General features: G+C 57.4%; 20 protein-coding genes and 1 riboswitch. Of the genes, 5 read left to right on the plus strand and 15 right to left on the minus strand.

The annotated features are described in order from the left end of the window. The first annotated feature begins 520 nt into the window (after window positions 1–520). From B5F35_RS04500 to B5F35_RS04520, 5 genes are all read left to right on the plus strand, one after another. On the plus strand, window positions 521–2815 hold the full coding sequence (locus B5F35_RS04500; RefSeq protein ID WP_162611328.1) for a helix-turn-helix domain-containing protein: 2295 nt from the start codon (window positions 521–523) through the stop codon (window positions 2813–2815). 71 nt (window positions 2816–2886) lie between these two features. Next, window positions 2887–4314: an alpha-L-fucosidase gene (locus B5F35_RS04505; protein ID WP_087238492.1), complete on the plus strand. Its 1428-nt coding sequence runs from the start codon at window positions 2887–2889 to the stop codon at window positions 4312–4314. Between the two features lie 41 nt (window positions 4315–4355). Beyond that, the gene (locus B5F35_RS04510) at window positions 4356–5258 is read left to right on the plus strand and encodes an ABC transporter permease (RefSeq protein ID WP_242969396.1); all 903 of its coding nucleotides are present in this window, start codon (window positions 4356–4358) and stop codon (window positions 5256–5258) included. Window positions 5259–5271: 13 nt separating this feature from the next. Continuing rightward, entirely contained in the window at window positions 5272–6171 is a 900-nt protein-coding gene (locus B5F35_RS04515) for a carbohydrate ABC transporter permease (RefSeq protein WP_087238494.1), read from the plus strand. A gap of 69 nt (window positions 6172–6240) precedes the next feature. Then, on the plus strand, window positions 6241–7941 hold the full coding sequence (locus B5F35_RS04520) for an extracellular solute-binding protein (protein WP_087238496.1): 1701 nt from the start codon (window positions 6241–6243) through the stop codon (window positions 7939–7941). Window positions 7942–8049: 108 nt separating this feature from the next. Here the strand turns inward: B5F35_RS04520 and B5F35_RS04525 are convergent, their stop codons facing one another. The 15 genes from B5F35_RS04525 to B5F35_RS04595 form a co-directional block, all read right to left on the minus strand. Further along, window positions 8050–9429 (minus strand): alanine/glycine:cation symporter family protein, encoded by a 1380-nt coding sequence (locus tag B5F35_RS04525; RefSeq protein ID WP_087238630.1) that lies wholly within the window; start codon window positions 9427–9429, stop codon window positions 8050–8052. A gap of 257 nt (window positions 9430–9686) precedes the next feature. Continuing rightward, a complete protein-coding gene (locus B5F35_RS04530) occupies window positions 9687–10214 on the minus strand; it encodes a folate family ECF transporter S component (protein ID WP_242969397.1) in 528 nt (175 codons plus the stop codon). 59 nt (window positions 10215–10273) lie between these two features. Further along, a riboswitch (THF riboswitch) is annotated at window positions 10274–10379 on the minus strand. 36 nt (window positions 10380–10415) lie between these two features. Then, window positions 10416–11774, minus strand: a complete 1359-nt coding sequence (locus B5F35_RS04535; protein WP_087238498.1) for an MATE family efflux transporter — start codon at window positions 11772–11774, stop codon at window positions 10416–10418. A gap of 104 nt (window positions 11775–11878) precedes the next feature. After that, on the minus strand, window positions 11879–12514 hold the full coding sequence (locus B5F35_RS04540) for a GDSL-type esterase/lipase family protein (RefSeq protein WP_087238500.1): 636 nt from the start codon (window positions 12512–12514) through the stop codon (window positions 11879–11881). After that, window positions 12511–13314, minus strand: coding sequence for a DUF8091 domain-containing protein (locus B5F35_RS04545; protein ID WP_087238503.1), 804 nt, complete (start codon window positions 13312–13314; stop codon window positions 12511–12513). Before B5F35_RS04545 ends, B5F35_RS04540 begins: the two co-directional genes overlap by 4 nt. Continuing rightward, window positions 13307–13774, minus strand: coding sequence for a CYTH domain-containing protein (locus B5F35_RS04550; RefSeq protein WP_087238505.1), 468 nt, complete (start codon window positions 13772–13774; stop codon window positions 13307–13309). Before B5F35_RS04550 ends, B5F35_RS04545 begins: the two co-directional genes overlap by 8 nt. Beyond that, entirely contained in the window at window positions 13764–14399 is a 636-nt protein-coding gene (locus B5F35_RS04555; RefSeq protein WP_087238507.1) for a pentapeptide repeat-containing protein, read from the minus strand. Before B5F35_RS04555 ends, B5F35_RS04550 begins: the two co-directional genes overlap by 11 nt. Further along, window positions 14396–15520, minus strand: coding sequence for an aldo/keto reductase (locus B5F35_RS04560; RefSeq protein WP_087238509.1), 1125 nt, complete (start codon window positions 15518–15520; stop codon window positions 14396–14398). The genes B5F35_RS04555 and B5F35_RS04560 overlap by 4 nt, the downstream gene beginning before the upstream one ends. A 13-nt stretch (window positions 15521–15533) precedes the next feature. Continuing rightward, a complete protein-coding gene (gene dtd / locus B5F35_RS04565) occupies window positions 15534–16007 on the minus strand; it encodes a D-aminoacyl-tRNA deacylase (protein ID WP_087238510.1) in 474 nt (157 codons plus the stop codon). Between the two features lie 79 nt (window positions 16008–16086). Beyond that, on the minus strand, window positions 16087–17448 hold the full coding sequence (locus tag B5F35_RS04570) for an MATE family efflux transporter (protein WP_087238634.1): 1362 nt from the start codon (window positions 17446–17448) through the stop codon (window positions 16087–16089). A 223-nt stretch (window positions 17449–17671) separates the two neighbouring features. Then, entirely contained in the window at window positions 17672–18202 is a 531-nt protein-coding gene (locus B5F35_RS04575) for a DNA-deoxyinosine glycosylase (RefSeq protein WP_087238512.1), read from the minus strand. Then, complete coding sequence (locus B5F35_RS04580; RefSeq protein ID WP_087238514.1) at window positions 18199–19671, minus strand: carboxypeptidase M32; 1473 nt, start codon at window positions 19669–19671, stop codon at window positions 18199–18201. The genes B5F35_RS04575 and B5F35_RS04580 overlap by 4 nt, the downstream gene beginning before the upstream one ends. 365 nt (window positions 19672–20036) lie before the next feature. After that, on the minus strand, window positions 20037–21170 hold the full coding sequence (locus B5F35_RS04585) for a GNAT family N-acetyltransferase (RefSeq protein WP_087238516.1): 1134 nt from the start codon (window positions 21168–21170) through the stop codon (window positions 20037–20039). Window positions 21171–21251: 81 nt separating this feature from the next. After that, on the minus strand, window positions 21252–22184 hold the full coding sequence (gene mnmL / locus B5F35_RS04590) for a tRNA modification radical SAM protein MnmL/YtqA (RefSeq protein WP_087238518.1): 933 nt from the start codon (window positions 22182–22184) through the stop codon (window positions 21252–21254). Continuing rightward, a complete protein-coding gene (locus tag B5F35_RS04595) occupies window positions 22178–23782 on the minus strand; it encodes a peptide chain release factor 3 (RefSeq protein ID WP_087238520.1) in 1605 nt (534 codons plus the stop codon). The genes mnmL and B5F35_RS04595 overlap by 7 nt, the downstream gene beginning before the upstream one ends. Window positions 23783–23786 lie beyond the last annotated feature (4 nt).

The following is a 23786-nucleotide window of genomic DNA, read 5'->3' on the forward strand; positions in this document are numbered from 1 at the left end:
CCATAATTTCCATGGTTTTAATGCCTTTATTATAATGATCTGCCGCAAAACATACAATGTGTTTTGTTTGGATTCTTTCTATTTCATACGATCGTAACAAATGGATCCCTAAAAAATGGAACGACTGGATCTTTTCTCTTGCTTTTCGATACAAAGCGCAGAGCAGGCCGCATGGAGCCTGCTTTTTTAGTGTGCTGCAAATTGACAAAAACCATGGAAGAAATACAAAATGTTTTAAAAAAACAGGCCTTTTGCACAAAGACAGGATGAAATGGAGGACGATCGAAAAAAGTGAAAGTTGCAAAATTTATAAAATAAAATATAATTTTAAGTGCAACAAACGACAAAATGCATAAAAGAAAATCTTGTTCCAAACAACGATTTCTTTTGACAAAACATTTGATTGCTATCTTGCTTATATGATATTCTTTTCTCTCAATTTTTTATTCTTTTTGAAAGAAGCGGGTGAAAGGGCTCGACTATGAGAACACTCGGCGTTCCAAAATTTCCGGGGGAAAAAATGAGAAAACATAACAATCATACAGATACCAATAAAAAGATCAATTTCAAGCTGGTGCTGCTCTTTATGAAAAGCTACCTGCTTTTGATGATGATTTTTGCCGTTGTGATTTTTCTGGTTCTTTCTTATATGAGGCAGCGTCAGATCGATTTTATTACCCAGCGAAACAGCAGCGTGGCCGAGCAGGTGCTCAACAGCTTTGAAGAAAAGGTGCTGGTGATCAAAAAGTTTTCCCAGCAGATTGCCACCCGGGAATTTTATCAGTTTGCCCGGCTGGATCAGGAAGAGGCCATGCAGAACCAGGATACGCTCCTGCATATCCGATCCTCCTGTGTGAATTACAGTGTGTTTTCCGAATTCGGAGAATACGCCATCTGTTTCGATAAAAGCGGGGTTGCCTTCGGGTCTTACTCTGTGTGCACCGATATCAATCGCTTTTACGGGACGCTGTTCCAGTTCGGGGACATGAGCGCGAACGAGTTTTTCTCCTATAAAAAGCAGCTCCCGGCGGAAAGCTTTCTGCCTTACAGCACGATGGAGTTTCCGCCGCGCAGCTACGAGGGCATGATCTACTACATCAAGCTTTATCCCTATTCAGACAGCTCGGCATCCCTCTTTTTTGTCCTGCGCGATACGTATTTGGATCAGCTGTTTGAGCCGATTGAAAACTCCAAAATTATGGTCCGCAACAACCAGGGCGCTGTTTTGTACACCAGAAACTGGTCGGACGAGGACGCGGAGCGCTACATGTGGGACGGGCAGCTCAATCTGGAGGCCCTTAACCAGGATTATATCCTGACCGTTCAGAAGGGCGTGGGAATCGACTACATCTGCATGACCTCGCGGGAGGAGCTGTTCGGAGGCGTCAACAGCCTGTTCCTGCTTCTGTTTGCGATTTTCCTTGTGCTGATTGTGGGGATGGTGGCGATTATCGCTGCGATTTCCAGCCACAACAGCGTGTGGGTGCAGAAAATTCTGCTTCACCGCAAGAGCGGATATTCCGAAACAAAAGGCAGCATTTATAAAGAAATCAGCGATGCGTTCGATGTGCTCCAGCACGATAACCTGATTTTGCAGGGCGAACGTGACAGCTCGATGGAAATGCTGCGCCGGAATTTCTTCCTGAACCTGCTTATGGGAAAGGCGAAACAGCCTTATGATTATACACTTCTCGGAAACGGCGCAAGTGCGCGCTGGGAACAGTACGGGCTTGTTATGGCCTCGCTGGAATACCGGGCTCCCGATGGAGAGACCCCCGACCTGCAGCTCCTGCGGCGATCGTTTGAGAGCTGGTATCAGGAAGCGGAGGGGAGGATCAGCAGGGAAGGATATGTCGTCTGCCTGGAAACCGGGCGCATGGCGGCCGTTGTAAAGGAGGAGGATCGGATCGACGCTGTGGCGCAGATGCTTTTGGAAAGCGCAGAAGCCGTCCACATGGAGGATGCTCTGGAGGTCCGCGTCAGCGCGGCGATGCAGGTCATGCGTGTGGAAGAGCTGTATCAGGCGGCACAGGCCGGCTCACGTTTCCTTGGGCGGGAAAGCTTCCGTCCGGAGAGCAGAGGGCTGTGTTCCCCGTTTGATGCGCAGGAAATCCCGGATACAAGGCTCCGGCCCGCTTCCGAGGAGAAAACAAAGGTCCTGTTCACGGCGGCGAAAAGCGGAAACCTGAAGGAAGCCGAGGAGCTTCTGCGGGATATTTTCCAGAAAACCGCGGAGTTTGTCCGCGGGGACGAGGAAAAGACAGAGTTTCTGGCCCGTATCAGCCAGCTTCTCCTGCTGCTGGACAGCGGAGAAAGCTTTTCGGAAAAGGATTGGATGGATGCCCTGCGGCAGATTCCCATGAGCGGCACGATGTTTGCGTGTCTGTATGCTTCCATCCGCCGGATCTGTCTGGAAAACAAAAAGCTGCAAAAGAGCAAAAAGGATACCGCAAGAGAGGAATTCCGCGAAAAGGTGAGACTGCTGGTGGACGAAGAACTGTCCAATCAGGAGATGAGCCTGAATTACGCTGCGGAGAAGCTGGGCTTTTCCCACGCCTACTTCTCGTCCCTCTTCAAGGAAAACATGGGAGAGAATTTCTCAGCGTACCTGGAGCGCCTGCGGATGCAGAAGGCCCATGCGCTGGTTCTGGAGGGGCAGTACACGCTCGATGAGATCGCGGGCATGTGCGGGTATGCAAATTCCAACACGTTCCGCCGGATTTACCGCAAGGTATACGGCGTGACCCCTTCCATGATGCGAAGCATGAAAAAACAGGAAGAACAGCAGAAAAAAGCAAAAAAGAACGAAGAATAACCGGATCCGCTTCATGACGCGCGGCAGGCAGTGGGTGCGGGAACTTTGAACAGAAGGGAAGAACAATCAATATGGCTCAGAATAAGACGGAGAAAAAGGTCCCGGTTATCGTAGACGGCGTACACGGGTGCTCCGCCCCCGAAACCTATGTCCCTCCGAAGGAACCCGCCGTGCAGGAGCATCTGAAATGGTTCCGCGGCCTGAAGCTCGGACTCATGATGCACTGGTCTCCCGGCAGCCAGATGGGCAGCTTTGAGAGCTGGCCGCTGTGCGACGAGGCGGGGGAGTGGTCCCAGGCGGATTTCCGCTGGACGGATCCCGAGGAAGCCAAACAGCAGTATGAGAACATGAACAAGACCTTTAACCCGGTGAAATTCCGCCCGGACAAGTGGGCGAAGCTGGCCCGGGAATGCGGCTTCAAGTATCTGCTGTTTACCACGAAGCATCATGACGGCTTCTGCATGTTCGACACCGACACCACCAATTACAAGGTGACAGCGGAGGATTGCCCCTTCCATACGCACAAATACGCAGACATTGTGGGAAATCTGTACGAAGCCTTCCGTAACGAAGGCCTTGCCATCAGCGTCTATTTCTCGAAACCCGACTGGCACAGCGAGTATTACTGGGCGCCCCAGTTCGGGGAGCACAAAAGCGGCGCGGCCAACTATGACGCGAAGGAGCATCCGGAGGTCTGGGAGAAGTTTGTGCAGTACACGCACCGCCAGATTGAGGAGCTGACCTCCAAGTACGGCAAGGTGGATGTTCTCTGGCTCGACGGCGGCGTGGTCCGCCCGGACAACAAGCACATGGACATCCGGCTCGGTGAGGTGGTCGAACGTATCCGTGCCACGACCCAGCCCCATCTGATTGTGTGTGATCGGACAGTCGGCGGCGAGTATGAGAACATCATCACGCCCGAGCAGAGCATCCCCTCTGCCATGATCCCCGTGCCGTGGGAATCCTGCCTGACGGTGGGCGGCTGCTTCTCCTTCCATTACACGGATCACCCCAAGAGCGCCCGCGAGCTGGTACATACCCTGATCGATGTAGTGGCCAAGGGCGGAAACCTGGCTCTGAACATCACCCCGCAGCCCGACGGTGAGCTGCCCGCTCCCGCGGTGGAAAGCCTGCTTGGCCTGGGCGAATGGCTCCAGGTGAACGGCGAAGGCATCTATGAGACAGAGGTTTGCGCACCGTATGTGAGCACTGCCCGGCAAGGGCTGGCTTACACACAGAAAAACGGAAACATCTATGTGTTTTACCGCTATCAGGAGCGCCAGCATTACCGTCTGCCGCGGTACCTGTTCCTGGAGATTGAAAAGCCAGCGGTGAAGATCACGCTGCTGCGCAACGGACAGGAGCTTGCGTTTGTGCAGGAGAACGGCAGGGTGAAGATTGACACGGAGCAGATTTCCATGCTGGGAGTCAAGTACAGCGACTGCTTCAAGGTAGAATTTGATTCGGCCGCACAGGCCGGGAACGGAGGCGGACAGTGAGCGCGAAAAAAGCGGCAGTTCAACCCCGGAGCACAGGTCATTTGTGGAAACAAATCAAAAAGCACTGGCAGCTCTACCTGATCTTTGCCCTCCCCTTTGCACTGGTGCTGCTGTTCAGCTATAAGCCGATGTACGGCATTCTGATTGCTTTTAAGGACTTTGTGGCGACCAAGGGCATTCTGGGAAGCCAGTGGGCGGATCCCTGGTACAAATACTTTGAGATGTTTGTCAAGACCCAGAACTTCCCCAGACTGATGTGGAATACCGTGACGCTGAGCCTGTACGGCTTGATCGCGGGCTTCCCGATCCCGATCATCCTCGCGATTTCCCTCAACGAGTGCAGAAACGTCAAGATGAAGAAAACGGTGCAGATGATCACCTATGCTCCCCATTTTATTTCGGTGGTTATCATCGTTTCCATCCTCTCCCTGATGCTGGCGCCCAAGACAGGCATTGTCAACAACCTGATTGAGGTGCTCGGCGGGGAGCGGATCGACTTCTTCTCAAAGCCCGAGTATTTCAAGAGCCTGTATGTATGGTCCGGCGTGTGGCAGGGCATGGGCTTCAGCTCCGTCATCTATATGGCGGCTCTCTCCGGTGTTTCGCCTGCTCTGCATGAGGCGGCCATCCTGGACGGTGCAAGCAAATTGCAGCGCATCTTCCATGTGGATCTCCCCAGCATTTCGCCCACCATCATCATCACGCTGATCCTCAACGTCGGCAACATTATGAGCGTGGGCTATGAAAAGGTTCTGCTCATGCAGACCAGCCTGAACATGTCCTCCTCCGACGTGATCTCGACCTATGTATACCGCATCGGTCTGGTGAACGCACAGTACAGCCTTTCCACGGCGGTGGGTCTGTTCAATTCCATCATCAACATCGCGCTTCTGGTGACAGTCAACTTCATCGCCAGAAAGGTCAGCGAGACGTCGCTGTGGTAAGGAGGGAGAAAACATGTCGGCGAAAGCCATGAAAGTCAAGCGGAGCACGGGGGACAAGGTGTTCGATATTGTCAACTACACCTTCCTCATCTTTCTGACGCTGATCGTCCTGTACCCGCTCGTATATGTTCTCAGCGCCTCCTTCAGCTCGCCGTATGCCGTGACCAGCGGCCAGGTGTGGCTGTTCCCGAAGGATGTTTCCCTCGTGGGCTATGAGACGGTGTTCAAGGATCCCAACATTGTCAGCGGCTTTTTCTACGCGGTATACCGGACGGTTCTGGGAACGCTGATCGGCGTGGTCATGACCATGATGGCCGCTTATCCGCTCTCCGTGCGTGATTTTGCGGGCCGCGGCGTGTTCATGAAGCTGCTGACCTTCACGATGATGTTCGGCGGCGGCCTGATCCCGAGCTTTTTGAATATCAACGAGCTCGGTCTGTACGGCACCTACTGGGCGCTCGTGATCCCCGGCGCCGTGGGTGTGTACAACGTCATCGTCACCCGCACGTTTATCCAGAGCACCATCCCCTATGATCTGTATGAGTCTGCCAGTTTGGACGGCTGCTCGGATCTGGGGTATTTCCTCAAGGTGGTCATCCCGCTTTCCAAGCCGATTCTCGCGGTGCTGACCATGTATGTCGCTGTCGGACACTGGAACGACTACTTCAACGCGATGATTTACCTCAAGTCCGACAACTATCCCCTTCAGGTGGTTCTGCGCAACATCATCCTGATGAACCAGATCGATCCGGAAAATATGGCCGACGTGGACACGATGATGAAAATGCAGGGCCTCGCGGAGCTGCTCAAGTATTCTCTGATTGTAATTTCCAGCGTTCCCATGCTGATTCTGTATCCCTTCATCCAGAAGCACTTTGTCAAGGGCGTTATGATCGGCGCCATCAAGGGCTGAAACAAGGAACCAGCCTGCTCCGGCAGGTTTGCGCGGCACAAGCCGCAAAATGAGAAAAGGAGAAGAATTATGAAGAGAAGAGTTTCCAAAATGGCAGTCATTCTCAGTCTGGCCATGGCGGCTGGAGTCCTCTCAAGCTGCACGCAGAATACTCCCGGCACAGCGTCCGGCGGAACGGCCTCCGCAGGCGGATCCGGGGACGGCGGCTCCACGGTGGAGATGAGCGCAAACGGCGAATTCCCCATCGTGAACGAAAAAATGTCGTTTACCATTATGGTTCCGCAGGAAGCGTACATTCTGGATGTGGAAACCAACGAATTTACCAAGTGGTATGAGGAACAGACCAATATTCATATTGATTGGGAGATCGTTCCCAAGGAGGCCGTGACGGAGAAGGTCAACCTCTCTCTGAATACCGGCGAATATCCCGACGCGTACCTCGGCTGCAACCTTTCCGAAGCGGATCAGGTGAAATACGGTTCGCAGGGAATTTTCATCTCGCTCAATGACCTGATTGAAAAGTACAGTGTCGATTTCAAGGCGGCCATGGAGTCCTCCGAGCTTCTGCCGGAAGCCATCACCGCTCCGGACGGCAACATTTATTCCCTGCCGCAGATCAACGAGTGCTTCCACTGCTTCTATCCCGCCAAGGTGTATATGAATCAGGAGTGGCTCAAGAACGTCGGCAAAGAGGCTCCGACCACGACCGACGAGTTCTACGAGGTGCTCAAGGCCTTTAAGGAGCAGGATGCCAACGGCAACGGCGATCCGAACGACGAGATCCCCATGATGGGCGCGGACGGCGGCTGGTATACCGATCCTTACAGCTTCCTGCTGAACTCCTTCGTTTACTGGGACGGCGCCAGGGGCTATGCGCTCAATAACGGCAAGATCGAATTTGTGGCCAACACCGAGGAATTCCGTGAGGGCCTGCGCTACATCAACAAGCTGGTCTCCGAGGGCCTGATCGATCCCGTCTCCTTCACGCAGAAGGAAGCCCAGGCCAAGATTATCGGCGGCGATCCGGAGAAGGTTACGGTCGGCACAGCCTGCGGCGCGACGTTTGAAAGCATCCTGGGCGACACCGTGAACGATCCGCTCGAGAGATATACCCAGTATGAGGCGATCAGCCCGCTCAAGGGCCCCAACGGCGTCCAGAACGCTCTCACCGAAGAGGGCGGCATCTACAGCGGCCGTTTCCTCATCACCAATCAGTGCGAGAATCCGGAAGTCCTGTTCCGCTGGGCGGACGGCGGCTATAAGGCCGAGGTTACACTCCAGTCTCAGGCAGGCCCCGAGAACGTCGGCTGGAAGAAGCCCGCGGAAGGCACTCTGGGCATCAATGGCAAGCCCGCTCTGTATGAGAAGATCACCTGGACCGGCGAATCGGTGCAGAACTATCATCTGGAGAACATCATGCTGGCCAACCGTACCCGCGATTACCGCGACGGCCAGGCTGTTGTCGGCGATGATCCGTATCTGACCCAGACCGGCGAGCCCAGAAGATACCGCGACACCGAGACCTATTATGAGCCCTATGCATCCGATATGCAGGTCCCGATCCTGATGTACACGCAGGAAGAGTCCGATGAGCTCGCTATTATCCAGACCGGCCTGACCGACTTCCTCAAGGAGAACATGGTCGCGTTCATGACGGGCAACAAGAGCCTCGATTCCGATTGGGACGCTTATGCCGCTGAGTTCGAGAACCTGAACGTTTCCCGCGCTCTCGAAATCATGCAGACTGCTTACGACCGCCAGTACAAATAAGAGAGATTGGCTTACCTCCTTACCGAACAAGAGAAACGCCCCCCGCGCAGGATCTTCCCAACCTGCGCGGGGGGCGTTTCCCCCATTATATGAAAGCAGAGACGCTTTTTATTTTCCCAGACGCCGCTGTTCGTCATGCTCCCGCGAGAGCAGCACGACCACACCGGTGAGCGCCAGAACGCCAATGAGGTTCGGCAGCACCATCAGGCCGTTGAACATATCGGACAGCGACCACACAAGATCCACCTTCATGATGGAGCCCAGGATAACAAACACAATGACCAGGGCGGAATAAACGGGAACAGCCCGCTTTCCGAAGAGATATTTCACGTTTGTTTCGCCGAAGAAAAACCAGCCGATGATGGTGGAGAACGCAAAGAACAGCATGCACACGGCAATGAAGATATTGCCGAAGGAGCCGAACACAGTGTTGAAGGCAGCCTGTGCCAGCGAGGCCGCGGTGAGCGGTGCGCCGTTCGCGTCTGTGAGGGAAAGCGCACCGGTGGAGAGGATGACAAGGGCCGTCATGGTGAGCACGATAAAGGTGTCGATGAACACGCCGATCATCGCGACGACGCCCTGATCGCACGGGTGCTTGACCTTGGCCAGCGCGTGAGCATGCGGGGTAGAGCCCATACCAGCTTCGTTGGAGAACAGGCCGCGTGCCACACCAAACCGGATCGCCTCGCGGACCGTGATGCCGGCCAAACCGCCCGCCATCGCCTGCGGATCAAAGGCGAGGACGAAGATCTGCGCAAAGGCCGTACCGAGGTTCCGCCAATTAACGGCAAGTACGATGAGAGAGCCGAGGACATACAGGACAGCCATCACCGGCACGATCTTTTCCGTCACAGCGGCGATGCGCTTCTTGCCGCCGAGGAAGATGATCGCCGCGAAAATGGCCACGACAATGCCTACAGCGAGACCCGGCACGTGGAAAGCGGTCTGGAACGCGTCACTGATGGAGTTCGACTGCACCATGTTGCCCATGAAGCCAAGGGCGAGGGTGATTGCCACAGCGAAGAAGCCCGCAAGGAATTTGCCGAATACACCCTGAAATTTCGCTTTGATGCAGTACACCGGGCCGCCTTTGATTTCCCCGTCCACAGTACGGCGGTATTTCTGCGCCAGCGTTGCTTCCACATAGATGGTGGCCATGCCGAAAAAGGCGCTCAGCCACATCCAGAAGATGGCTCCCGGTCCGCCCGAGGCGATTGCCGTCGCCGCGCCCGCGATGTTTCCGGTGCCGACCTGTGCCGCTACCGCCGTCGCCAGCGACTGGAACGAGCTCATGCCGTCGTTTCCCGCTTTGTCGCCGTGCAGGCGAATATTGCCGAAAACAGCCTTGAGGCCCTGCCGGAATTTGCGAACCTGGACAAATTTTAGCCGGATGGTGAACCAGATCCCCGTTCCGCACAGGAGCACCAGTAAAATAGCGTCCCACATCCAGGTGTTTACAGTGCTGACGAAGGAGGTCAGCCCGTTCATGAAGTCTGCCGCGCCGTTCATACATCTCCCTCCATTTATTATGGTAAATCATAAAAGTGTTGTGAGGTTTAGTATAGCAAAAAGAATCGAAAACTGCAATCACTTTCAGATTTTCCTCGAAAAATTCCACAGAACACCGAAGAGAAGGCAAAAAATGAATCGGGAATTATCAGAATTGCAAAAAGGGAGGGGAAAGGCACAAAAAAACCGTCCCCCGGGAAGAAGGGGACGGAAGCTATACAGAAGAAAGGCAGGCCCTATGCGGCGATCAGCCGACGGAACTGTTCCGTCAGACGGCCGGAAAGGGCGCGGGTCACAAGGATCTGCACCGGCGCGACCAGAAAATATTTCGGGATGCGCGTCGAGAGGATCCCCCACACACCGTCCTTCATCAGGATCCACAGCCAAAGCGTGTTCAATCCCATGTTCAGGACAACGGTGATCAGCAGAACGGCGGCAATGGCACGCCACAGCGCGGCCTGCTTCCGGTAGAGGAAGAAGCCATACACCAGCCCGGCGAGCACAGCCGTCAGCGTGAAGCCCGGAAAATAGGCCCCGGCCGGAAAGAGGATGGCGCCCAGGAAATCACCAAGCCCGCCCACCACAGCGGCCGGAATGGGGCCGTAGAGCAGGGCGGCAAGGACAACCGGGACAAACGAAAAGTTGATCTGGACGAGCGGGGTCTGGATCCCGAGAAATCTGGTCAGCACCACGTTCATGGCGGTAAGCAGCGCCAGGGTGACCAGCATCACGAGATCGGTCTTTTTGACAGCCTTCGGATTCAATTTTTTCCCTCCTGTTTTCGCACCGGGAAAGCCCCGGCGGCGAGCCACATGAAGGTTGTGGCAGCGGACGCGGCGCCACACCGCAAGCCGATCCTTCGTTTCCGGCTTTTCGTCCGGCGGCGACTTCCCATCCGCCGGCACTTAACGCGTGACGCCTACTCTGACACAAGCATTATAACAGGCTTTTCCCCGTTTGTACAGCTATTTTTCTTCCTGCGCCGTCTGTGCCTGCTGAAAATCGCACATAGCGCGGATCCGGCGGCGGTAAGTAATGAGCAGCGGGATACCCGCGCCGATCCACGCCATCGGGCTGGCGAGGCACACCGCCCAGAAACCGAACGGCACGGCAATCAGCGCCACCACCACACGCATGACCAGCTCCATCACACCGCCCATGAGCGGGACGAAGGCTTCGCCCATGCCCTGTAAGGCGTTGCGGAAGATGTTGACCCATCCGAGCGGCAGATAGAAGGCCATCACAATATAGAGGTAGGTTCGCGCGGCGTCGTACACCTCCGGCTGGTCGCCCGAGATGAAGAGAGAGACCAGGCTTCTCCAGAACACATAGACGAATACGATCAGAATCAGGGAGCTGATGTCCGTGATCTGACGGCAGCGGCGCACACCCTCACGGATGCGCTCCGGCTTGCCCGCGCCCAGATTTTGCCCGACGAAGGTGGCCGTCGTGGTGGAGAGCGTCGCCATGAGCTGTTGGGTGAGGGATTCCACCTTGGAGGCTGCGGTGAAGGCCGCCGTCGTGGCGGAGCCGAAGCTGTTTACCGCGCCCTGCATCGTCACCACGCCGATGGCCGTGATCGAGAACTGGAAGGCCATCGGGGAACCGATCTTGAGGAGCAGCAGGCAGGTGGATGGGCGGAATGTCCAGTCCTGCCGCTGGAAGCGCAGGATCGGGAATTTTTTCGCCATGTAGATCAGGCACAGAAGGCCTGAGACAAACTGGGAAAAGACGGTCGCATAGCCGGCGCCCGCCACGCCCATCTGGAAATTGATGATAAAGAGCAGATCCAGTCCCACATTAAGCAGGGAGGACAGGATCAGAAAATACAGCGGCGTTTTGCTGTCCCCGAGAGCGCGCAGAATACCGGAGAGGAGGTTATAGAGCACATTCGCGGTCGTTCCGGCGAAGATGACGATGATATAATCGTAGGCCATGCCGATGATGTTGTCCGCCGTGTTCATGATTTCCAGAAGCTGCCAGCAGAACACCATGCTGATGAATGTCATCACCACGCAGAGCGCGACGCTTAAAATGGCGCTCATGGCCACAGTGTGACGCATTTCGTCATAATCCCCTGCTCCGAATCGTTGGGCGATCAGGACGGAAAAACCGCCCGTCATCCCCATGACAAAGCCGAGAATCAGAAAGGACAGCGCGCCGGTTGTGCCGACGGCAGCCAGCGCGTCCACGCCGAGGAACTGTCCCACGATCACGGCGTCCACCATGCTGTAAAGCTGCTGGAACAGGTTGCCGATCAGAAGAGGAATGGAGAAGCTGATGATCAGTTTTACGGGGTTCCCGACGGTCATATCCCTTGTCATATTAAGTCCCTGCCTTCGCAATCAAAAAGGTCGCAGATGGGTTTTCTTACGTTAGAATTATAAAGCCGGACACTCAGATTTTCCATTGTCAGTATTTTAGAATTTCACAACATTTTCTGTACTTTTTCCGCCAAAGCGCGAGCCAGCTTTTCATGCTCGGAAGGGTCCATGTGCAGGCCGTCCACGGGGGAGGGGCAGGCTACGGAAGCGGCGTCGAAGAACTCGCAGCCAAGCCGGTCGGCGATCTCCTTGTAGTACGGCGCAAGCTCGCGCGAGTAGTTGGACGCGCGCTCATAGCCGAACAGCGGGCCGAACACCGGATTTACGGAAACATCCCCGATGTGGATCGGAGAGACGAGCAGCAGCTTCGGGCGGTTTTCCGGCGGCCAGTCCAGGGAAAGGAACTGGTGTACCAGCGCCTCCGCTCCGCGCGCGACGGTCAGCGGGATGGCCTGGAAGGGGACCTGCAAATCGTTTGTCCCCAGCATCAGGATCAGCAGATCAAACGGTTGGTGCGAGAGCACGCACGGTGTCAGGTACGGCAGGCCGCTGACCCACGGCGATTCCGGACATTCGCGCACCGTTGTGCGGCCGCAAAGGCCCTCTTCAATGATTTCATACTCCTCCCCCAAAAGATCCGAGAGGATGCCCGTCCATCGCTGATCGCGCGGCAGGCGGGAACCATCCAGCGGATTGTGGCCAAAGGTGTTGGAGTCTCCAAAGCAGACAATGCGTTTCATGGAAAAGAAACCTCCCTTTCGGTTGCGTGGACATAAAGATAGGAATGGCCGCGCCGCCCGGCACGGTCGAGCAGGCCAAGCTGATGCAGCAGGTACAGATACATGCGCGCGTCGCCGGGGGAAGCGCCGAGCGCCGCCGCCAGCTCGGAGGAGGTAAACGGTTCCGGCAGATCCGGCGGCAGCAGGGAGAGAAAATCGGATGGATGCGAAAAGCGCCACTCCCCCAAAAGGGCCGTCGGGACGCGGTCGCGCCGCGATCGGCGCCGGTCTCCCTTCACGCGCAGTTCACGCACCTCCAGAACCGGCACACGGAAATGCAGGTTTGCCTGGCCGAGATATTCCCGGATGGCGGGCAGCGCATAAAAGAGCTTCCAGACGGTTTCCGGAGCTCCGCAGCGCCGCCGTGCGGAGAGTTCCCCGGTTTCCGGGTCGATGGTGCGCACCCAGCGCGACGCGTAGGCCGGGTGTGCTACCGTGACCTCATATCGTTCCAGAAAGCAGGCCAGCTTGCGGCGAAGCGGCGCAAACGCGCCTGTCTGGATCTCAAACAGCTGGCCATCCCCCGTCACGGCGTCCGCGACAAAGCGCCCCACGCGGATTTCCTGCGCGCTCACGTCCGGCTGGTAATGCCGCTTGAGCACGGCATGCACGCCCTTTTCGCCCATCACGCCCACACCGCCGGGCCGTTCCATCAGGTCGTAATCCTCGCAGAAAAAGGCAAAGCGTTCCTGTTCCTGCGGGGAAGCTGGCTTCCAGCAGGGGGAGCGGAGAAGGCCCGCCCGGCTTGCCTGCTCAGTCAAGGCTGGGGAAACGGCGGGTGTTCCAGTAGTCGCTCATGGAAAAGCCCGCGTGCTCCGTCACCTCGCGCCCCAGAAAGGCCGGGGGCTGGAAGGCGTGCGCCGCTTCCACGGTGGGAAATTCCACCTCGGCGTAGAAAAATTGCCCGTCCACCAGATTGCATTCCAGCCGTTCCCCGCCCGGCAGGGCGTAGACGCGGAATTCCTTGCGCACCATCGGGGCGCGCAGCAGGTTGGAAAGCTCCCCAAACTGGCTCTCCGTCAGATCCATTTCCGTCTCCTGGCGCACAAGCCGCCCCTCGCCCTTGAAGCACAGACGGTACGTTTTGCGGCCGTCCTTCTCTTTGGAGCGAATCCGCACCACCGGATCGGTGCACAGATAGCCCTGTTCCATCACGGATTCCTCCAGCAGGGGAAGTCCCTGCGGAAAGCCGTTCAGAAGAAATTTGCGCTCAATCTCCATCGTTGCCCTCCCCGCAGAACCGTGCTCCCAGCGCTTCCGCAATCAGCACGGCCTGCTCCAAGTCAATTTTGGTATCCTTCATTTTCAGATGCAGAAAGTCCACCCCGTCCGCGCGGCTGCCGCGCAGATCCGCTTTCGTCAGATCCGCGTTTGTCAGCAGCGCGCCGGAGAGGCTGCACCGCGAAAAAACACAGCCCGAAAGCTTGCATTCCCGCAGATCCGCGCCCTCAAAGCTTGCTCCCTCCCAGACAATCCGGGAGAGATCCAGGCCGTTGAGGGCCGTGAACGACCAATTCCCACCCTTCGGCGTGAGCGCGGAAACGGAAGCCTCCGCCAGGGAGGAGCCCATCATCCGGCATTCATCGAACGTCACATTGAACAGCGACGCATACGGGAACGAGCAGTTCGTCACGGAGCAGCGGCGGAATACCGTCCCCGCGAAACGGCAGGAGCGGAACACGCACCGGTCAAATTCACAGCGGTCCAGCAGCACTTCGGAGAAATCGCACCCGCGGAAGGTTACACCCGAAAAGCGCCGCTGCTCCCATTCCTGAAAGGAAAAGTCCTCCCCCTCAAAAGCGGGGGAGGACGCTGTGCGGTGTCCGTTTGTCTGTTGCTTGCTCATTTCTGGGCAAGCAGTTCGGCGATCTCCTTCATGCGGTCGGGGATCTGGATCTTCTGCGGGCAGAGCTTCATGCACTTGCCGCACGACTTGCACTGGTCGGGGCCATGGCCTTCGCCGAATGCCGCAATCTCATTGCGCATGCGATCCTTGCCTCCGCCGATGGCGAAGGTGTTGTACGCCTTGAATACGCCGGGAATGTCCACGCCGAACGGGCAGTCCATGCAGTAGCGGCAGCCTGTGCAGGGGATGGTCTTGTTCTTGCGGTATGCTTCCAGCGCGGCGGCGATGGTCTCGCGATCCTTGTCTGTCAGCGGCTCGAAGCCGATCATGGTGGCGGTGTTGTCCTCCACCTGCTGCAAGGTGCTCATGCCGCTCAGGACGGTCATCACGTTCGGCAGGGAAGCCACATAGCGCACAGCCCAGGAGGCGATGCTGTGATCCGGGCGCGCTTCTTTCAGGATGCGGTCGGATTCCTCACACAGGCTGGCGAGAGCGCCGCCGCGCACCGGCTCCATCACGACGACGGGGATGCCATGCTCCGTGAGGATTTCATACTGGCTCTTCGCGTTCTGAAGCTCCCAGTCGAGGTAGTTCAGCTGAATCTGGGCGAAATCCCACTCGCCGTATTCGACGATCTGGCGCAGAACCTCCGGGGAATCGTGGAAGGAGAAGCCGAGATGGCGGATGCGTCCGGCCTTCTTTTCCTCCATCAGATACTCATAGACGCCATGCTTTTTCATGGTTTCCAGGTATGTGGCGTTCATGGCGTGGCACAGGTAGAAGTCAAAGTACTCCACCTGGCAGCGGCTGAGCTGATCTTCAAAAATACGTTTGGTATCCTCGGGGGAATTGACCATCCACATCGGCATTTTCGTTGCGAGATGGAAGCTTTCACGCGGATACTTTTTCAGAGCCTCGCCGATGAACAGCTCGGAATCGCCCTCGTGATAGCGGTAGGCTGTGTCGAAATAGTTCACACCGCGCTCATAGGCGAGGTCGACGATCTTCTGTGCCTCGGCACGGTCAATGGTTTCGCTGCCCTCTATCTTGGGCAGACGCATGCAGCCGAGTCCCAGCACGGAGATCTGGTCTCCCGTGTTTTTGTATTCTCTTTTCAGCATGTTGTTTCCTCCCTTAATCTCTTCTTGCCCGCTTGCCGGGCATAATTTCATCGGTGTCCAGCAGGATGGTCACAGGGCCGTCGTTTTCCAGGCTGACCAGCATGTCCGCACCGAATTCCCCGCATTCGGTGGGAACGCCCGCCTGTCTGGCCCCTGCAAGAAAACGTTCGTAGAGCGGCACAGCTGTCTCCGGCCGGGCGGCCCCGGTGAAGGAGGGGCGGCGGCCCTTGCGGCAGTCCGCGTAAAGCGTAAACTGGGAGACAACCAGCAGAGAGCCTCCGCAGTCGCACAGCGAACGGTTCATTTTTCCTGCTTCATCCTCAAATACGCGCAGGCCAAGAACTTTATCGAGAAGGAAATCACATTCCTCCTGCGTGTCCTCCGGCGCGACGCCCAGCAGTACCAGGAAGCCCGGACCAATCGCTCCGGCTGTCCTTCCCTCGATCGAAACGGACGCGCTTTTCACGCGCTGCAAGACTGCCCGCATGGGTACTGTTCTCCTTTCGCTGTTTTACTGCTTCTTTTAAAACGTAACGTTTCTTTTTTCGGATTACTTCCTATTATAATCACCGCGTGATATTTTTCAACCAGATCTTTTTCCGGTATCGCCAGAGCGAAGGCGGAATTTTGATTAGCTCATCGCTCATCAGCAGCACATACACAACCGGCAGGCTCCAGTGGAAAACAAAGGCCGCCAAACTTCCAAGCAAGATGGAGCCGCACCACATGGAGCCGACATCAAACGCAAGGCCGATTTTCGCGTCTCCGCCCGCCCGGAATACGCCCACAATAAGCGTGGTGTTCATCGCCTGCGCCACCACAAAGTAGGCCATGACGAACATCATGAACGAGAGATATTCCTGTGCCTGTGCGGAGAGCGTCATCACGTTCATGAGAATCGGCCGCGCAATCAGCACAATGCAGCCGCCGATCAGGCCGAACACGAGCGCCAGGCGGATGAACCGGCCGCCGTATTCCTCCGCGCGCTGCGTGTCGCCGCTGCCGATCGCCTTGCCGATCATGATGGCTGAGGCGTTCGCGATGCCGAAAGCCACCACTGTGGCCAGCTGGCGAGCCACCTGCGCCACGCTGTTTGCCGCCACCGCCGCGCTGCCCAGATGGCCGATCACGACAGAGTTCATCGCGACGCCCGCACCCCACAGCAGCTCATTGATCATCACAGGGACGGAGTAGGTGAGAAAATCGCGGAAAAGCAGCGGATCGCGCACAAAGATGTCGCGCACGCGGAAACGGATGGTGCGGTTGATGCGTTTCGAGTAGACAATGACGATCACAAGCTCCACCAAACGGGCGCAGATGGTGCCGAGCGCCGCGCCTTCAATCCCCATCGCGGGGCAGCCCAGCAGGCCGAAGATAAAGACAGCGTTCAGGCAGACGTTGGTGATGAGGGAGACGAGGTATGTCACGGTGGACACGACCACGCGCTCTACGCTGCGCATGATGTTCAGGTAAACGTTCGTGATTGCCATCGGGATGTAGGACAGAGCGATCAGACGAAGGTATTTCACACCCTCCGCGATGACAGCTTCCTCCGGCGTGAACACACGCATGAGCTGTGACGGAAACAGCAGGGCTGCCAGTGTGAACACAAGGCCTGTGCAGAGCGAGAAGCGCAGGGCAATCCCCAGCACTTTTTCAATGGTGCGTGTGTCGCCCTTGCCCCAGTACTGCGCGGTCAGGATCGCCGCGCCGCTCGTCAGGCCGAAGAAGAACAGTGTCATGATGAATTGCACCTGTCCCGCCAGGGACGAGGCGGACAGCACCGTTTCCCCCACCTGCCCGAGCATCATCACGTCCGCCGAGGTAACGGCGACGTTGATAAGGTTTTGCAGCGCCATCGGCACCACAAGGGCAAACACGTTGCGGTAAAACACTCTGCTGTCACTTTTTACAGGGTTATGGCTCATAAACCAGGAAAACATCCTTTCTCAGAAGCTGTGAGGACTCCGCCCCTCTGCACTTCCCGCCAAAGGGACCCACAGAGGGGCTCTGCCCCTCTGTACTCCCTGCCAGAGGGGCAAAGCCCCTCTGGACTCCACCGCCGAAGGTGGCTTCGCCCCTTCGGTTTTTATTGCCGCACAGGCAGCATGGAAGGAACGGAAGGGTTTGCCCCTTGGGTTTCGATTTGCTTTAATTTTTTTGGGATAAATAGGGCAGAATGGCGCGATAACAATCCAAAAGTGTGTCGTAGGTACAGAAGCGGCAGTTGGCGGCGCTGGTGGAGGGCAGCGGGATCGCTTCGATCCCGGTTTTCGGCAGGCATAAACGCCGGTAAAGCGAGGAAGCCTTTGTTCCGGTGGTGAAAATCGCCTGAATGGGTGCGGCGGAAAGCACCACAGAGAGATCGTTCGGCTGCGGATCGCGGATGCTGCCATCATCGGCTCCACGGATGGTGCAGGAGGCCAGCACGTCCCAGAGTGCGAAGCCATGCCGCAGGGCCAGAGCGAGCCGCTCCCCGCGCGAGGCGGGAAACGGCTCGTTCAGAAGTTCAGCCATCACACGCCAGAAACGATTCTGGGGGTGGCCGTAGTAAAAGCCCGTCTCCCGTGATTTCGGGGAGGGCATGGTGCCGAGGATCAGCACGCGGGAACGGCTGTCAAAGACGGGTTCCAGCGGGTGAAGGATTCGCTCGGCGGGTCTTTCGGTATGTTCGCGACTCATACGCCGTATTTCTGCTCGAGGTAATCGAAATAATAGTGCGGCTCAAAGCCCTCGCCGGTCATCGCGGTGAGCAGCTCCTGCGTGGTGCGCTCGCCGCCATACTGGTGAATGCGTTCCCGCAGGAACTCACGAATGGAGCCAAGGCTGCCGGAACGGAGCGCGCCGTCGAGATCCATGGTGCGGCGCAGATATGCTTCGATCTGTGCGGCGATGGCGCTGCCGACCGCGTAGGACGGGAAATAGCCCAGAAGGCCGCTCGCCCAGTGGGTGTCCTGAAGCACGCCCTCGGAATCTGTCTGCGGTTCCACGCCCAGCAGCTCGCGGTATTTCGCGTTCCATGCGGCGGGAAGATCCTTTGTCTGGAGCTTTCCGGCGAACAGATCCTTTTCCAGCTCATAGCGGATGAGAATATGCAGCGGGTAGGTCAGCTCATCGGCTTCGGTGCGGATCAGGCTCGGTTCCACCGCATTGATCTCGCTGAGAAAGTCATCCAGCGGAACATCCGCGTAAGCTTCCGGCAGCATCCTCTGCAATTTCTCATAGATGGCGGACCAGAACGCACGGCTGCGGCCCAGATTGTTCTCAAAGAAACGGGACTGCGACTCGTGCATCCCCATCGAGGTACCGCCGCCGATCATGGTCAGGGTATGGTCGTCCGCGATCTGCTGTTCGTAGATCGCGTGGCCCGTCTCGTGGATGGTGGAGAAAATGGCGGACGCCGCGTCGTTTTCATAATAATGCGTGGTGATGCGCACGTCGTGATTGTGCAGATTGGTGGTAAAGGGGTGCTCTGTCTCTCCGATCACGCCGCGGGAGAAATCAAAGCCGACATACCCCGCCAGCCAGCGGGAGAATTCGCGCTGCTTGTCCTCCGGGCAGGCGTGCTTTTTCGCCGGCTCAATGCCTTTTTCCACACGGCGGCGCAGAAGGGGAACCACCCGTTCCCGCACCTGGGCAAAGAAGGGATCGAGCTGTGCCATGCCGAAGCCTTCCTCGTAATCGTCCAGCACCACGTCATAGGGAGCCTGTCCCTCCTTGGCGCGCAGGGAGGCAAAGCGGCGGGCCGTTGAGATAACCTCATCGAGCACCGGCAGGAAGGAAGCGAAATCGTTCTTCTCCTTGGCCTTTTTCCATTCGGAGGGGCTGCGTGCCAGCAGCTCCTGATAAGCGCCGTACTCCTTCTGCGGAAGCTTTTCCAGGCTGTCCAGCTCGCGGCGCAGACGGCGCAGGATTGCGCGTTCCTTTGTGCCGAGGGCTTCCCCGTCGATGGAGGCGGCCAGCTCACGCACGCGCTTTCCGGTCATCAGGGCAAAGTATTCCTCCGCGAGCACGCCCACCACGCGGGCGGTCAGCTCGTGGCTCTCCGGCGGGGCCAGCGTTTCCGCGTCCCAGCCGAACAGAGCCAGCGCGGCCTGATACGACGCGGCTTTATCCAGATATCCTTGTAATTCCTTCCATTGTTCTTCCATCAAACTCGTCCCTCTTTCCAAAGGCGGCAAATCCACCTGCTGATTTCTTTTTCCGGTATCGCGGAAGGCAGGACACAAATTGTCGTTTGCGCCCGGTATCTGTTTATTATAGCATATTGATTTTTTCAATACCAGCGGGGTACACAAGATTTTGTGGGAACAGCGTAGATGGTGAGCTGCCAAAGTGCAAACATGAAGTTTTCGCACAAGCCTTTTTCAAAAGGCTTGCAGGGGTGAAGGGGGTGGAACCCCCTTCAAAATGCGTGCGAAGCCGCACAAAAGCCAGGAAAAAGAGCAAAGCGATTTTTTCTGAATGTTTTGTACCAAGGTGTGATTTCGCGCACAGAGTAGGTTGTATTTTCTTTTTAAAAATTATCGGCAGCGTACCAGAAGATCGGGAGCGGGAACCAGCCGGTGGGAGCCTGAACCGGCAGCCAGCGGCCATGCGGGGTGAGAAGAAGCTCCTGGGCTTCGCGCAGCGTCAGCTCCGGCGCGCCGGGCAGGGCGGAGCGTTCCACGGAAAGCCCCGTTTCATCCACACGCACCGTGACGGGCTGGCCGTTCAGTACGGCGGAGAATACGCCGGGGATGAGACCTTCGGTGCGCAGTTTGAGCGTCAGATACGCTTCGAGAACGTTTGCGAATTGGAAAATACGGAACATCTCGTTCTGTTCCAGGCGGCAGCTTTCCGCAAACGCGCCCAGGCGGCGGTTCAGCTCGGTGTCCCAGACAGGCGTGGGAATGGTCAGCTCCTGTGTGCCGGTGCTTTGCATGTACGCTTTGAGCATCGGTTCAAAATCCTCCCACTGGGAGAGGGCAAGCTCCAGAATGGCTCTGCCGTCCTCGGAAAGCAGCAGATAGCCCACGGGCTTCCCGTTTTTGCACACAGACAGCGGCTGCTCCCCGAAGGTGTGCAGGATGTCCGCGAACAGATCGGCGGAGCGGTCCACACGGGCGATCCGTGCGTTATGCAGGGAAAGGGCCAGATCCATCGCTCCCGGCGTTTCCTCGAGCGGAGAGAACGAGAAGGGGGACGCGTCCGCATCCCGCAGGGCATGACGGATGTTGGCGCTGTTCACCGTATAGACCATCTGCTGTCCGCCGTGCGTGTAGCCGAAATATTCATAGCGCTGGCGCTGGCCGCCAAGCACCGAGAGATCGCAGGTCTCGCGCATTTCTTCGAGCCAGGCGTTCATCAGCGCTTTCATATGGCCTTCGCCGCGTGCGCGGGGATGTACCGATACCGTCCCGATGAAGCCCGCCCGCAGGGGATAGCCGCAGATCGAAAGCGTTTGGGGCAGGCACGCAATCTGCGCACGCAGCCTTCCGTCCTCCGAAACGGCTACTTTATGGATAAAAGCGTTATTTTTATCCTCTGCGTATACTTTTGGGATCATCCGGCTGAAATTGTGGGGGCGGCTGGACTGGCTGAATACCGTGTTTCCCAGATCGATGCAGTCCAGAAATTCTTCGGGTTTTGCGTTGCGATAGGTTGTCATGTGTTTTCTCCTCCCATAACGGGCGTTCCGTGAACGCCGCCACAAAGCTAAAAAAGTGCAAACTGGAAGTTTTTGTCCACCTTAAAACAAACACCCTTGCCAAAGATTGTGCTCCGCGAGAAAACGGTCGATCCCGCCGAGCACCGCGATTTTGTCCCGGCTCCAAAGCGGGGCCAGCAGAAACTCCTTTGCGCCATCTCCCGTCAGCCGCTCCACCACCGTCTCAGGCGGCAGGCGGAGAAGCTGGCGGCACACAATGCGGATGTATTCCTCCCGCGTGAGCATGGGCACGGTACCGCTTTCCCATTCGCGGGCGAGGCGTGTGCCGCTGAGAATGTGCAGGAGGTGGATTTTTACCCCGCCGGGCCGCAGCAGGCCGACGGCGGAAGCGGTTTCCAGCATCATGTCCTCCGTTTCGCCGGGCAGGCCGTTGATCAGATGGACGCACACGCGGATCCCGCGCTCCGTCAGCGCGCGGTACGCGGTGAGAAATTCCGCATAGCTGTGGCAGCGGTGGATCCGGTTTGCCGTTTCCTCATGGATTGTTTGCAGCCCCAGTTCCACGGTGAGATCCGTTTTCCCGTTGAGCTCCGCAAGCAGATCCAGCACGTCCGGCGGCAGACAGTCGGCGCGCGTGGCGACGCTCAGACCACAGATTCCGGGAACGGCAAGCGCTTCGGTGAAAAGAGTGCGCAGACGGGAAACGGGCGCGTGGGTGTTGGTGTGGGACTGGAAATACGCGATTGCCCCGGCGTCCGGCCATTTGCGGCGGATGCGGGAAAGTTCGCGCTCGAGCTGTTCCCGCACGGGGAGCGAGGCGCTTTCCGTGAACTCCGTCCCGCCGGAACGGCAGTAGGTGCAGCCGCCGCGCCCGCGCGTGCCGTCGAGATTCGGGCAGGAAAAGCCCGCGTCGACGGCGGCCTTGCCCACGCGGTGCGGGAAGCGGGTGCGAAGGTGATAGTACAGCGTGTGATACCGCTTGTTGTCAAGCGAGTAGGGGAAAGGGTTTACCATCTGCCGAATTCGGCCAGCTTGAGATCGGGGTTATGCTCCTCGGCCCAGCGGATGCTCCACTCGTTCGCGAAGATCAGAAGGTAATTGCCCTTGAGATCCTGGATCCGGCGCGTGTCGGACGTGAGGTTCAGCTTCTTCGGATCGAAGTTTTCTTCCTTGTTCTCGATCCAGCGGATATATTCATAGGGCAGACCCTCCATGCGGATGTCTACATTATATTCGTTTTTCAGACGGTACTCGAGCACGTCAAATTGCAGCGTGCCGACCACACCGACGATGACCTCCTCCATGCCGCCGCCAAGCTCCTGGAAGATCTGGATCGCGCCTTCCTGGGCGATCTGGCTCATGCCCTTCACGAACTGCTTGCGCTTCATCGTATCCACCTGATAGACACGGTTGAAATGTTCGGGGGCAAAGGTCGGGATGCCGCCGAACTGGAATTTTTCCGCGCCGGTGCAGATGGTGTCCCCGATCGAGAAAATACCGGGATCGAACACGCCGATGATGTCGCCCGCATACGCTTCATCAATGATCTCGCGCTCCTGTGCCATAAGCTGTTGGGGCTGGGCGAGCTTGATCTTCTTTCCGCCCTGCACATGGTAAACCTCCATGCCCTTTTCAAAGCGGCCGGAGCAGATGCGCATGAACGCGATGCGGTCGCGGTGCGCGCGGTTCATGTTCGCCTGGATCTTAAAGACGAAGGCGGAGAAATCTGGGCGGAAGGGATCGACGGCTCCCACATCCGCTTCCCGCGGCAGCGGCGGGGGCGTCAGGCGCAGAAACTCCTTGAGGAAGGGTTCGACGCCGAAATTGGTGAGTGCGGAGCCGAAGAACACGGGGGAAAGGCGGCCATGGCGCACCGCGTCCATGTTGAACTCATAGCCCGCGCCGTCGAGCAGCTCCACGTCGTCGCACAGCGTCTCGTAATGGTTGTGTCCAATCAGATCGGAAAGGCCGGGATCGGACAGGTCGGCCTCGATGACGGGAACCTCGTGCTGACCGTTTGCCAGCTCGTCCACCGCGCGGAAGGCGAGAATTTCGCGCTTTTCGCGGTCGTACACGCCCTGAAACTCCTTGCCGGAGCCGATCGGCCAGTTCATCGGGTACGTTTTGATCCCCAGCTCATACTCGATTTCATCAAGCAGATCGTAAGGGCTGCGCGCGTCGCGGTCCATCTTATTGATGAAGGTAAAGATCGGGATATCGCGCAGCAGGCAGACCTTGAACAGCTTGCGTGTCTGCGGCTCCACGCCCTTGGCCGCGTCGATCACCATCACGGCCGAATCCGCCGCCATGAGCGTGCGGTAGGTGTCCTCGGAGAAATCCTGGTGGCCGGGGGTGTCGAGGATGTTGATGCAGTACCCATCATAGCGGAACTGCATGACGGAGGAGGTCACGGAGATTCCTCTCTGCTTTTCGATCTCCATCCAGTCCGAGACGGCATGGCGCGCCGTCTTTTTGCCCTTTACCGATCCCGCCAGCGCGATGGCTCCGCCGTAGAGCAGAAGCTTTTCCGTGAGCGTCGTCTTGCCGGCGTCGGGGTGCGAGATGATCGCAAAGGTGCGCCGTTTCTCAATTTCGTTTCTGATATCTGCCAAAGCA

This window comes from Anaeromassilibacillus sp. An200 (genome assembly GCF_002160025.1).
Classification (GTDB): domain Bacteria; phylum Bacillota; class Clostridia; order Oscillospirales; family Acutalibacteraceae; genus Caccousia; species Caccousia stercoris.